The sequence below is a fragment of the Rheinheimera sp. SA_1 genome, assembly GCF_001669775.1.
GTDB lineage: Bacteria > Pseudomonadota > Gammaproteobacteria > Enterobacterales > Alteromonadaceae > Pararheinheimera.
Genome location: NZ_LXWK01000021.1, coordinates 105477 through 117042, shown reverse-complemented (window position 1 = coordinate 117042; position 11566 = coordinate 105477). Strand labels below are relative to the sequence as shown.

Genomic DNA, 11566 nt, shown 5'->3' with positions numbered 1-11566 from the left:
GACTTTCGGGCTTCTCAACCCCTCGTCGCTGCGAGGCGGCCATTTTAGTCAGTTTTAAGTTCGTGTCAAGCGTCTTTTTATCGACTTTTTTCACTTTCTTCAAACTCACCCGGCTTGCTGCTTTCGCTGCTCACCGTGGCATGGCGCGCATTATAGGGCGTATTTAAAATCGCGCAAGCGGGAATTTGAAGAATTTTATGCTTTTTGATTCAACTGCTTATTAAAAGCGCGTTCTGGGCAAAATACCTGCAAAATTCATTCGAATATCCCCATTTTATAGGTTGGCGAACTGATATTGACTGGTTAATATAGAATTTGACTACTATAAGTAGTTGGTTTTCCCCTGTGTTCTTTTCACTCTTATGTATTTAGGAATTGCTTATGTCATCTAGTTTACGAACTTCATTACCATTTACACTGGCTCTGGCCATCATTGTTTATCTCGTGTCGTCATTTTTACCTGCTGATTTGTTCTCACAAGCAACCGCTCTTACCATCGGTGTGGTGATCGCGGGCGTTCTGGTCCCCTTGCTGATGGAATACAAACCTTTGCCTGCGACTTCAGGTTCTAAGGTACAAAAGGCAGCTGTTGCTACTGCGTCTGGTGATACCGCCACTTTATATGTAGGTAATTTACCTTATCGTGCAAATGAAGAAGCAGTACGTGAGCTATTTCAACAGTCCGGCGCAGTAGTGAATGTACGTTTGATGAAGGATCGTCAGACCGGTCGTCGCCGTGGTTTCGGTTTTGTAGAAGTAGCGGCAAAAGACGCCAACAAAATGATCCAAAAATTAAACGACTTCGAATTTGAAGGCAGAACATTAAAAGTCCGGGAAGCAAAAGAACGCCAGGACTCTGAAGACGGCGAAGAATAAACTTATATCGCTAGTTAGTTAACGGCATTGGCCAGCAATGATGCTGGTCAAAGCCGAGTTCGCCCAGCCTTTCCACCTGCGCAGGTAACAACTCTCTGGTGCTGATAAAGGTATCGTTTCCCCTTTCAATATGAACCGGCCAATCAGCGACTAATTGCGCCACACGATTTCCAATCGCCAATCCGGTATCCAGCAGTACTATTTCTTCAGATAAAGTGGCTTTAATCTCTGCTGATAAAAACGGGAAATGGGTGCACCCCAAGACCACGATGTGTCCGGCGCTATCAGGGATTGGACTTACCGTTAAAATGTCAGCGACCTGCTGACGCACGTCAGTGCGATACCACACTTTCTCCTCCGCCAGACGCACCAACTCACTACTCCCCACTTTAATGACAGTCTGAGTCGGAGCGAACTGCTGAATTAATCCCTGTAAATAGTCACTGTTACAAGTTGCAGGGGTGGCCAACACTGAAAATGACATCCCTTTACTTAGCGCCGCCGCGGGTTTAATTGCCGGCACCACGCCAACAAAGGGCACGCTAAAGTGCTGTCGCAGATAGTTCACCGCCTGGGTCGTTGCGGTATTACAAGCGATGACGATTAACTCAGCGCCTTGTTCAATCAGATAAGCCGACAATTGCAGTAGTCGTTGTTGGATAAAACTCTCGGACTTTTCACCATAGGGTAAGTATTTGTTATCCATCAGGTAGGTATAACGCGCTGGAACTCGCTGCTTTACATGCTGGTAAACGCTTAGCCCGCCAACACCACTATCGATAAACCCAATGTGCATAGATCTTTATCTCATACTCATGACCAACCTATTGTGCCAGAACCGAAAGCTGCATACAGCAATTCAATGCAGGAACTTCGCTTAGCGCTATCTCTGCTTATATAAAGCAGCGAATTTGGATCTTTGCTGAAAAACTCATAGAATAGCCGCCCTTTTAGAATGAGACTTCAAGATGCAATTAGGTCAGGTTTTTCCCGCACAATATCAGGCGTTACTCGACAGCAAAGTCAGCGAAATGCAGCAGCTGTTTCGCCCCTTTGGTATTGACCAGACCGAAGTGTATCCTTCAAGCCCCGAACATTACCGGCTGCGTGCGGAGTTTCGGATTTGGCACGAAGGAGACGACATGTTTCATATCATGTTTGATCCAGTCACTAAGTCAAAACAGCGCATCGACTATTTCCCAATTGCCTGTAAAACCATCGCCGACTTTATGCCGGTACTGCTTGAAGCTCTGAAAAAGCGGCCTTTGTTACGAAATCGTCTGTATCAAATCGATTATTTAGCCAGTTTAACTGGCGAATTGTTGGTGAGCCTGATCTATAAGAAGCCCATCCCAGCAGAATGGCAAGCTGAAGCCGCCGCGTTAAAAGCGGAACTGTCGTCAATTCAGAACATCGATTTTATTGGCCGGGCGCGTAAACAAAAAATTCTGGTTGATCGCGACCACTTGATAGAGACATTACAGGTCCAAAACCGGCAATTGCAGTATCAGCAAATTGAAAACAGTTTTACCCAGCCAAATGGCGAAGTGAATCAACAGATGTTGAGTTGGGCCTGCGATATCGCGAAGCAACTGCAAGGTGATTTATTGGAGCTGTATTGTGGCAATGGTAATTTTTCATTAGCACTGGCACCTTATTTTAACCAGGTGGTCGCCACTGAGATTGCCCGTTCTTCGATTCGTTGTGCTGAATACAACATCACGCTGAACAACATCAATAATGTGCAAGTTGTACAGATGTCGGCCGAGGATGTCAGTGCGGCACTAGCGCAAGGTCAGACATTAAAAAATATCAATTTAGCCGAGCTGACTTTAAACACCATTCTGGTCGACCCGCCGCGCGCAGGTCTTGACCCTGCGACCGAACAACTGGTCAGCCGTTTTGACGATATTATTTACATTTCCTGCAACCCACAAACACTGGCACTGAATCTGGAAACTTTGTGTAAAACTCATCAGGTGCAACAGTTTGCGTTATTTGACCAGTTCCCGTACACCCATCACATTGAATGCGGTGTCTGGCTCAAAAAAATCACTCTTTAGGACGACGGCCATAACCAGCCGCCCCATGCGCCAGCCATCGCAGCTGTGTAATGGTGCGGTGGGTGATTTGCAGTCGTAACTCCGGACTTGCATCCAACGCGTCAGCGCCGGCATGAAACACTAAGGTCACCATCGCTTCAGCCTGCACCTGGGCGAACTCATCCGGGCAAGCGGTTTCTTTTCGCAGATAATCGGCAAGTTCAGCACAAAAATGTTGGATTTCCCTGGCCACCGCACGCCGGAACGGGGCAGAAGTACCGGAACGTTCCCGCAACAACAATCTGAACACATTGCTGTTTCCCACGACGAACTCCATAAAGGTTTCAATCGAGGTGCGGATCACGCTGCCGTTTTTTTCAATCCGATGCCGGGCTTGGCGTAATAACTGCCTTAGCATCAAACCGGCTTCATCGACCAAAGTTAAACCCAGTTCATCCATATCGGCAAAATGACGGTAAAACGAGGTTGGCGCTATACCTGCTTCGCGCGCGACTTCGCGTAAACTCAGGCTGGAAAAGCCTTTATCCGGACTTAACTGGGCAAAAGCAGCATCGATAATGGCGCGGCGGGTGCGCTCTTTTTGTTGGGCTCTGGTCACGTGAACTTCCTGTGCTGAAGGAATAACATTTTATACCTTGACCTGATGAAATTGCGAAGTAAAATTAGCTTACATCTGTAAGCCAACTGTTCCTAAAATGCCTAAACCACCGATTATCTGGACTAACGTCCTCATCTTTAGCATTACATTTTTGATCGCCGCGATTGCTGTGCCTTATTACGCCATCACCGTTGGCTTTAGCTGGCTGGAAATCATCGCCACTATTATATGCCTTGGCTATTGTGGAATGTCGATCACAGCAGGTTACCACCGGCTATGGGCGCACAAAACTTACGAAGCGCACCCGGTATTGCAGTGGTTTTTTGCCATTGGAGGAGCATTTGCACTACAAAACAGTGCTTTACATTGGTCGTCCGATCATCGGGTTCATCACAAGTTTGTCGACCAGAACGATAAAGATCCATACTCAGCCCAACGTGGGTTTTGGTATAGCCATATTGGTTGGATGTTACGGGAATATCAAAGTCAACGTTATAGCGACTATAGCAATGTTCGCGATTTGCAAAACAACCCCATCGTGATGTGGCAACACAAACATTATCTGGCGCTGACCATTGCCACCAATTTTGGTATTCCGTTATTTCTTGGTTTTTTAACCGACAGCTATATCGGTATGTTACTCAGTGTTGGGGTGCTCAGATTAGTGTTGAGTCACCATTTTACTTTTTTCATCAATTCACTGGCCCACATTTGGGGTAGCCAGCCCTACACCGACCAAAACAGTGCGCGCGATAACGGTGTACTGGCATTTTTAACTTATGGTGAGGGTTACCATAATTTCCATCATATCTTTGAATATGACTACCGCAACGGTATTCGCTGGTGGCAATTTGACCCAACCAAATGGCTGATTAAAAGTTGTTCCTGGTTAGGTCTAACCCGTAATTTGAAAATTTGCCCGGAAGACCGAATCATCAAAGCCAAAGCCTTAATGCAACTAAAACGCGCTCAGGCCAAAGCCATGTTGCTGCCAGACGCTGAGCAATTGTTGCAGCGGATGGAGCACGAATATGCGTTGTTGCTGGAACGGATGCATGCTTATTACGAAGTGCAAAAACAGCTGATGCAGCAGCGAAAAGCGCAGTTGTTACAACAATATAATGATTTTGATATCCGTAAAAATTACGCCGAAATGAAACACAACTGGCAACAGCAACAACAGCAGTGGCAGAATTTCATTCAGCAATACGCCTAACAGCTTCACGCTATTGATTCTTCGACGAAAAGGCAACGCAAGTTGCCTTTTCTGCTTTAGCTTGCAGAAATTATACTGCTATTATCAGTAACTGAACAACACCTCCGGAATAGGGAACTGCTGTGCCTGCAAAATCTACCTCTGCCAAACCACAATACCAATATGATGCCATTATCATTGGCACCGGCCCAGGCGGTGAAGGGGCAGCGATGAACCTTGCGAAAAGTGGCAAGTCCGTTGCTGTGGTTGAGCGTCATGACCAGGTTGGCGGCGGTTGTACCCATTGGGGCACTATCCCTTCCAAAGCACTACGCCATTCGGTCAGCCGTTTTATCGAATACAACGAAAACCCGTTGTTTCAAATGGAAAATCAGTCATCTAATCTGACCTTTCCACAAATACTGAAACATGCCGCCGGGGTGATCCGCAAACAAGTCCGGTTACGCAGCAGCTTTTACGACCGTAACCGGGTTGAAGTGTTTGCCGGTGAAGCGTCATTTGTTGATGCTCATACCATCAAAATCACTCCACCGACGGGGCCAGAGCGCTTAATCACAGCCGAGACCATCGTACTTGCCACAGGTTCGCGGCCTTATCGTCCGAATAGTGTTGATTTTAATCATCCGCATATTTTCGACAGCGATACCATTTTGTCCCTGCAGGACGACCCACGGCATATCATCATATTTGGCGCCGGTGTGATCGGCTGCGAATACGCTTCGATATTCCGTGGCCTTGGAGTCAGAGTGGATTTGGTGAACACCCGGGATCGACTGCTGTCTTTCATGGATGCCGAAATTTCTGACGCCTTGAGCTACCACTTCTGGAATTCTGGCGTCACCATCCGTCACGGCGAAGAATTTGAATCGATTGAAGGTTTGCCTGACGGCGTCATTCTGCATCTGCAATCTGGCAAAAAAATGAAGGCTGACTGTATTTTGTTTGCCAACGGCCGCACCGGCAATACCGATACCTTAAACCTGGCAGCTATTGGGCTCAAAGCTGACAGCCGCGGGCAACTAAAAGTAAACGCTAAATATCAGACGGAAGTCGCAAACATTTACGCCGTCGGCGATGTGATTGGTTATCCAAGTCTGGCCAGCGCCGCTTATGACCAAGGCCGTATCGCCGGACATGCCATTATTCACGGCGATTGCCCCACTCAATTAATCGACGATATTCCGGTGGGCATTTACACCATTCCGGAAATGAGCTCAGTGGGGAAAACCGAACAACAACTGACTGCCGCCAGAATTCCCTATGAAGTCGGTCGCGCGCAATTTAAACATCTGGCCAGAGCGCAAATCGCCAATACCAGTGTTGGTAGTCTGAAATTGTTATTTCATCGGGAAACCAAAGAAATACTGGGTATTCATTGTTTTGGCGAGCGCGCCGCGGAGATTGTCCACATCGGCCAGGCGATTATGATGCAAAAGAATGGTGGCAATAACGTCGAATACTTTGTACATACTACCTTTAACTACCCCACCATGGCGGAGGCCTATCGGGTTGCTGCGATGAACGGACTGAACAGATTGTTTTAGTAAAGTAGCTATCGTTAATCAATTCATTAAAACGGCGCAAAAATGCGCCGTTTTTGTTTTGTTTTGTCGAATAAACCGTTGTACACTCGAAAAAAACACCAAAATAATCACAGGAGTGCAGGCATGTTTCTGAAACGTTGTTGCTGCTTTTTGCTTGCGATAGGTTTAAGCGCTGGCGCTCAAGCAGATTTCGCCGCTGCTTTTAAACATTATCAGAATGAAGATTATCAACAAGCCTTGCCCCAGTTAACAAATTTGGCTCGTCTTGGCCACCCACACGCCCAATTATTGCTGGCTGAAAGCTACCAGTATGGTAAAGGTGTCGACGTTGATATTAATCAGGCATACGCCTGGGCTTTGACCGCCAGAGAGTTTCAACAGCCCGGGGCTGCAGAGAAATATATCGAGCTGCGTAACTTACTGCCATCACGCCGGATTGGCAAACAAGCTTATGTCGAGGTTAGTCAGAACTACGGCGCTCTGGCTTTAAAAGGTAACTTGTACCCCATCGTTCACAATCTGTATCAGCGCCCACAGCAAATTAAACCATTGCGGCAGCCAAAACCCGACTATGAGCAACGTAATGGCACTGTTGCATGGGCTGTGGTCATGTTTGATATCAATGAAAATGGTCAGGTAGAAAATAGTAAAGTAGCCTTATCCTACCCTCCTGCAGTGATCGATGAAGAAGTTATTGCGGCGATTAACAAGTGGACTTACGAGCCACCACGTAATGCTTATGGTGACGCCATCCGGCTTGATCACCAAACACACGTCTTCTCCACCAAAAAATTATCATCGGCAAAACGTAAGGTACAGCTGGAACATCAGACCTATATTGATGCAGTCAAACAAGCGGCCGATGCCGGATTCGCCGAATATCAGTACAAATATGGCCTTATTGTCCAGGCCGGTTTAGTGAAAGGTGAAAAAGTCCTCGATTGGTACCTGAAAGCCGCAATCAATGGCAATCAGCTGGCGCAGTTTAATATCGCACAATGCGTATTAAATGGCAGCCAATGTGATAAAGACGGCAACAAAGCTATTAACTGGCTGACCTTCGCTGCAAAAGACGGTAACAATCCTCAGGCCAGCTATTTATTAGCGCAGCAATTGCTGGACAGTGACAATATCCAGTTTGATCCGGAACGCGCCGCACAGTATCTGGCACAAGCGGCTGAGCAAAATTATGGACCAGCGATAGTCGAATATGCTTCGTTGCTGGCGATGTCGGACAATCCCAAACTGCGCAGCGCCGAAAAAGCAATTCAATTGGCAGAAACTGGGTTAAAGCAAGATTCGGATAACCCTAAATTGTTATCCACTATTGGTATTGCCTTGATCGAACAAGGCATGCAACAACGGGGTGAAGCGATGCTGCAACAAGCGATTGAAGCGGCAGAAGATAGAAACTGGGCCACTGACAACTACCGCGAATTATTAACTGAATACGCTGGCCAGCTACAAACCTCAGAACAACCCTAAGTTTCATGGCCGATTTACCCTTGCACACAAATAAATGAAGGCGCAGTAAGCGCCTTCATTTTATCTGGATAAACAACGAGATAAATCGTTTATAGATCCGTATTGATATGATAAGTACGGCTGAACGATTGCACAGCTTCAATAAAGACGCGGGCACGTTCCGGATCAACATCAGGCGTAATGCCATGCCCCAGATTAAACACATGACCTGAACCCTGGCCATAGCCATCCAGAATGGCCTGCACTTCCAAACGGATCCGCTCTGGTGACCCCAACAGAATCGCCGGATCCATATTGCCTTGCAGCGCAACTTTATCGCCAACTCTGGCCCGGGCCAAACGAATATCCATAGTCCAGTCGATACCAATCGCATCACAACCGGTTTTTGCAATATCTTCTAGCCACAAGCCACCATTTTTGGTGAACAGGGTGACCGGCACCGGACGGCCGTCAGCGTGACGGGTTAGTCCTTCAACAATCTGTTGCATGTAGCTTAATGAATACTCGCGATAAGCGTTTGGTGTTAACACACCACCCCAGGTGTCAAAAATCATTACCGATTGCACGCCAGCAGCAATTTGCGCATTCAGATACAAAATGACACTTTGTGCCAGCTTGTCGAGCAGGATATGCACCACTTCCGGCTCGCTGTACATGAGCTTTTTAATTTTTGAGAAGGTTTTGCTACTGCCACCTTCCAACATATAGGTTGCCAGCGTCCACGGGCTGCCAGAAAAGCCGATTAGAGGCACATCGCCATTTAATTCACGGCGGATGGTGCGCACTGCATCCATCACGTATTTGAGTTCAACTTCAGGATCCGGGATTGGCAGCTGTACCACATCCATAAAATCGGTCAGTTGTTTGGTAAATTTCGGGCCTTCACCTTCACCAAAATAAAGACCCATACCCATGGCATCCGGGATGGTCAGAATATCGCTGAACAAAATAGCGGCATCCAGCGGATAACGACGTAATGGCTGCAAGGTCACTTCACAGGCAAGTTCCGGGTTTTTGCATAACGTCATAAAATCGCCGGCTTTGGCTCTGATCTCACGATACTCAGGTAAATACCGACCCGCCTGACGCATCATCCAGATTGGCGTACGGTCAACCGGTTGTTTTAACAGGGCGCGCAAGTAACGATCGTTTTTTAATTCCATCTTGGCTCTACCATTAGGCTATGTTGAGTTATTTTAACAGCATAGCTGCTATGACACTATGTTTGCTGCTTAATGAATTTTTATCGCTTTTTGTGCGAACTTTGTCTTGCAGCCCGTCAACCCATCTGATATAAAACTGACGCGCTAGTGAAGAAAATCAACAACAAGAGTTCGAAGATACGAACCCGGCAACACCTACTTAAGCCACTTTTGTGGCTTTTTTATTTGCTGCAACATTCTGCAACTCCAAGCCACATCAATTCGTTATCCAGGATACTTTTCCGCAACCAATAACCGCACTTGCTCAATCATAGTCCCGGATAAAGTTTGCACGGGCGGCACCGCTGGCAGCAGCGAAAATTCAAACCAACCAGCTTCTTCAATTTCATCGGGCTGACAAACAATATCACCACTTTGATAGTCGGCGATAAAACCAGCCATCAACGAATGCGGAAAAGGCCAGGGCTGACTGCCGACATACCGCAGATTGGTAATATCAATGCCAACTTCTTCTTTAACCTCGCGAACTGCTGCTTGTTCTAACGTTTCACCAGACTCGACGAAACCTGCCAATATCGAATAAAAACCCGTTTTATGCCGTTTGGAACGCGCCAGCAGAATTTGCTGCTGCCTGACAATCGCTACCAGTACACAAGGTGAAATCCGCGGATAACAGCGAAAACCGCATTTATGACATAACATCGCCAGCTCCCAGTGCACCAGATGCATCCGGCTACCGCACTGACCACAATAGCGGTGAGTTTGTAAAAACAATGCCAGTTGGCAGGCACGCGCCGCTAATTCGAACCAAATGGATTCAGGGTGCGTCAGTAATTCACGGGCTGAAAACCACAACGCTGGGTCGGCCTGGTCATTACAGACCACCAGATAACAGTTTTGTTGTTGCCACTGTCCAATCTGGCAAACCATTTCGGGCTCTTTGATCTGTAACTCTTGCCATCTACCCTGTGGCACCTGTATGGTTTCACCTGTGAGTAACAATTTGCCTTGGTTGACAATAAACCAATAGCCGGTGTCATCAGGTTTTAAGGTTAAGTTGTGCGTCTTCATCAGCAATAAATCTATACAAGGCTGGGCGGATGATTGTTATCATAAAGGCATTCACTGACCCGACCAATGAAAAATTAGTTGATCTTTGTGACAGAATTCATTTAATTAGGCATAACGCTCGTATTTAATCTATCAAGGAAACGGTTATGTATACCCGTCTGCAATCCGCACGGCAACAATGGGGCGGCTCTTCAACCGCAATTGACAACTGGTTAGAAGATCGGCAACAACTAATCGTTTCTTACTGCAAACTGGCGGCATTGCCACCATTTGACAAGCAAAACCAGGACAACCAACTACCGGCACAGGAAGATATCCTTTGCTTTTGTCAGCTGCTGATGGACTACTTGTCAGCTGGCCATTTTGAAGTTTATGACCAAATCGTTTCGCAGTGCGAAATTAATGGCAATGACAGCAAATCACTGGCTGAAGCTTTGTATCCGAAAATTTCTGCCTCCACTGATATTGCGTTGGAATTTAATGATAACTACGCTGAGCCTTCCGCTGAAAACAGTTTTAGCACTTTTGACCATGATTTATCCGCGCTGGGACAGGCCTTAGAAGATAGATTCGGCCTGGAAGATGAATTGATCCAAACCTTGTTTGCTAATCACGTGACCGTGTCGGCCTAATAGCTGCTTAATCTTGGTGTGATCAAGGTATAAAATCGAATTCGTAAAAAAACCGCCAGCAGGCGGTTTTTTTTATTGGGTCTTATAAGGCGTAGCAATAATTACTTTTTTGCAGCGTCGCCAGCAGGTGCAGCGGCTTCTTCACCAACGATACCCATCAGTTCAACTTCAAACAGCAATGTGCTGTTGGCCGGGATTGGACCTACGTCACGATCACCGTAACCCAGTGCTGAAGGGATAGTGAACTTGAACTTAGAACCAACACCCATCAGCTGTACGCCTTCAGTCCAGCCTTTGATTACTTGATTCAGCATAAACTCAACCGGCTCGCCGCCATTTGATTTTTCAGTGCTGTCAAATTCAGTACCGTCAATGAAAGTACCTTTGTACTTCACGCGGACTTTTTCTTCCGCTTTTGGCTTAGGACCATCAGCAGCAGTGATCACTTCATACTGCAGACCAGATGCAGTCACAGTTACGCCAGGTTTTTTAGCGTTTTCTTCTAAGTAGGTTTTGCCTTTGGCAATCGCTTCTTCCGCTTTCACTTTGGCAGCTTCAGCTTGTTTAGCACGGAACTGTTCGTCCAGCGCGGTCATGATTTTTTGCACTTCTTCGTCGGTCAGTGCTGGTTTACCGGCTAAAGTATCCTGCACACCACGCACCATCGTTTCAGAAGCCAATGGCAGACCTAATTTTTTGTGTTCTTCTACAGCGCTGTTCAGGTATTTACCAACGGTAATACCCATAGCATAAGATTGTTTTGCTGCGTCTGTATCCAGTACAGGTGCTACCGGAGCAGCGGCTTCTTTTTGGCAGGCAGACAATGAAATCACGGCGGCTGCAATCAGCGACACCTTGGTCAATACGCGCATTTGTTTCTCCAATAAACTGCAGACTTCGCTGCAAAAGTGTGTTGTT

At 46.8% G+C, this 11566-nt stretch carries 11 protein-coding genes; 6 read left to right on the top strand and 5 right to left on the bottom strand.

What is annotated here, in order from left to right; translation table 11 throughout:
• The first annotated feature begins 381 nt into the window (after window positions 1–381).
• Window positions 382–876 (top strand): RNA recognition motif domain-containing protein, encoded by a 495-nt coding sequence (locus A5320_RS21110; RefSeq protein ID WP_068069905.1) that lies wholly within the window; start codon window positions 382–384, stop codon window positions 874–876.
• A gap of 10 nt (window positions 877–886) precedes the next feature.
• Here the strand turns inward: A5320_RS21110 and murI are convergent, their stop codons facing one another.
• Complete coding sequence (gene murI, locus A5320_RS21105; protein ID WP_082971960.1) at window positions 887–1672, bottom strand: glutamate racemase; 786 nt, start codon at window positions 1670–1672, stop codon at window positions 887–889.
• Window positions 1673–1844: 172 nt separating this feature from the next.
• Between murI and trmA the strand changes: the two genes are divergently transcribed.
• Window positions 1845–2939 carry a tRNA (uridine(54)-C5)-methyltransferase TrmA gene (gene trmA, locus A5320_RS21100; protein WP_068069903.1) on the top strand — a complete coding sequence of 365 codons (1095 nt, stop codon included), beginning with the start codon at window positions 1845–1847 and terminating at the stop codon, window positions 2937–2939.
• On the opposite strand, the gene fabR is transcribed toward trmA, so the two are convergent.
• Window positions 2929–3537, bottom strand: a complete 609-nt coding sequence (fabR, locus tag A5320_RS21095; RefSeq protein WP_068069901.1) for an HTH-type transcriptional repressor FabR — start codon at window positions 3535–3537, stop codon at window positions 2929–2931. The genes trmA and fabR overlap by 11 nt on opposite strands.
• A gap of 97 nt (window positions 3538–3634) precedes the next feature.
• Between fabR and A5320_RS21090 the strand changes: the two genes are divergently transcribed.
• The 3 genes from A5320_RS21090 to A5320_RS21080 all read left to right on the top strand — a co-directional run bounded on the left by A5320_RS21090 (window position 3635) and on the right by A5320_RS21080 (window position 7782).
• Window positions 3635–4753 (top strand): acyl-CoA desaturase, encoded by a 1119-nt coding sequence (locus A5320_RS21090; RefSeq protein ID WP_068069899.1) that lies wholly within the window; start codon window positions 3635–3637, stop codon window positions 4751–4753.
• 122 nt (window positions 4754–4875) lie between these two features.
• Window positions 4876–6297, top strand: a complete 1422-nt coding sequence (sthA, locus tag A5320_RS21085; RefSeq protein ID WP_068069897.1) for a Si-specific NAD(P)(+) transhydrogenase — start codon at window positions 4876–4878, stop codon at window positions 6295–6297.
• Between the two features lie 123 nt (window positions 6298–6420).
• Window positions 6421–7782 carry a TonB family protein gene (locus tag A5320_RS21080; protein WP_068069894.1) on the top strand — a complete coding sequence of 454 codons (1362 nt, stop codon included), beginning with the start codon at window positions 6421–6423 and terminating at the stop codon, window positions 7780–7782.
• Between the two features lie 89 nt (window positions 7783–7871).
• Here A5320_RS21080 and hemE read toward each other — a convergent pair whose 3' ends face one another.
• On the bottom strand, window positions 7872–8945 hold the full coding sequence (gene hemE, locus A5320_RS21075) for a uroporphyrinogen decarboxylase (protein ID WP_068069892.1): 1074 nt from the start codon (window positions 8943–8945) through the stop codon (window positions 7872–7874).
• 264 nt (window positions 8946–9209) lie between these two features.
• On the bottom strand, window positions 9210–10016 hold the full coding sequence (nudC, locus tag A5320_RS21070) for an NAD(+) diphosphatase (protein ID WP_068069890.1): 807 nt from the start codon (window positions 10014–10016) through the stop codon (window positions 9210–9212).
• Window positions 10017–10162: 146 nt separating this feature from the next.
• Between nudC and A5320_RS21065 the strand changes: the two genes are divergently transcribed.
• Window positions 10163–10648 carry an Rsd/AlgQ family anti-sigma factor gene (locus A5320_RS21065; protein ID WP_068069888.1) on the top strand — a complete coding sequence of 162 codons (486 nt, stop codon included), beginning with the start codon at window positions 10163–10165 and terminating at the stop codon, window positions 10646–10648.
• A gap of 101 nt (window positions 10649–10749) precedes the next feature.
• Here the strand turns inward: A5320_RS21065 and A5320_RS21060 are convergent, their stop codons facing one another.
• On the bottom strand, window positions 10750–11520 hold the full coding sequence (locus tag A5320_RS21060) for an FKBP-type peptidyl-prolyl cis-trans isomerase (protein ID WP_068069887.1): 771 nt from the start codon (window positions 11518–11520) through the stop codon (window positions 10750–10752).
• Window positions 11521–11566 lie beyond the last annotated feature (46 nt).

Coding starts and splice junctions, on each gene's coding strand:
- A5320_RS21110 (WP_068069905.1), top strand. CDS start 382: ATGTCATCTAGTTTACGAACTTCATTACCATTTACACTGGCTCTGGCC.
- murI (WP_082971960.1), bottom strand. CDS start 1,672: ATGCACATTGGGTTTATCGATAGTGGTGTTGGCGGGCTAAGCGTTTAC.
- trmA (WP_068069903.1), top strand. CDS start 1,845: ATGCAATTAGGTCAGGTTTTTCCCGCACAATATCAGGCGTTACTCGAC.
- A5320_RS21090 (WP_068069899.1), top strand. CDS start 3,635: ATGCCTAAACCACCGATTATCTGGACTAACGTCCTCATCTTTAGCATT.
- A5320_RS21080 (WP_068069894.1), top strand. CDS start 6,421: ATGTTTCTGAAACGTTGTTGCTGCTTTTTGCTTGCGATAGGTTTAAGC.
- hemE (WP_068069892.1), bottom strand. CDS start 8,945: ATGGAATTAAAAAACGATCGTTACTTGCGCGCCCTGTTAAAACAACCG.
- nudC (WP_068069890.1), bottom strand. CDS start 10,016: ATGAAGACGCACAACTTAACCTTAAAACCTGATGACACCGGCTATTGG.
- A5320_RS21065 (WP_068069888.1), top strand. CDS start 10,163: ATGTATACCCGTCTGCAATCCGCACGGCAACAATGGGGCGGCTCTTCA.
- A5320_RS21060 (WP_068069887.1), bottom strand. CDS start 11,520: ATGCGCGTATTGACCAAGGTGTCGCTGATTGCAGCCGCCGTGATTTCA.